The sequence below is a fragment of the Candidatus Clostridium helianthi genome (assembly GCF_045310795.1).
GTDB classification, from domain to species: Bacteria; Bacillota; Clostridia; order Clostridiales; family Clostridiaceae; genus Clostridium; species Clostridium helianthi.
Genome location: NZ_JBJIAB010000172.1, coordinates 1 through 281, shown reverse-complemented (window position 1 = coordinate 281; position 281 = coordinate 1). Strand labels below are relative to the sequence as shown.

The 281-nt window shown below is 31.3% G+C and carries 1 protein-coding gene; it reads right to left on the bottom strand.

What is annotated here, in order from left to right:
• On the bottom strand, window positions 1-281 hold a 281-nt coding region (locus ACJDTP_RS27680; RefSeq protein WP_406763033.1), incomplete at both ends, for a family 1 glycosylhydrolase.

Genomic DNA, 281 nt, shown 5'->3' with positions numbered 1-281 from the left:
CCAGTACTTTACTTTGTCACCAAATCTTTTGAAAAGAGTTATACAGTATTCATTGAAATCATTTATTATTTCTCTTGATTCCCATCCACCATATAAATCTTGTAAATGTTGTGGAAGATCCCAGTGATATAATGTAATAACTGGCTCTATATTATTCTTTATAAGTTCATCAATTAAATCTTCATAGAACTTAATCCCTGCTTCGTTTATTTCTCCTCTTCCATTAGGATATATACGGCTCCATGCAATAGAAAATCTATATGCCTTAAGTCCCATTTCAG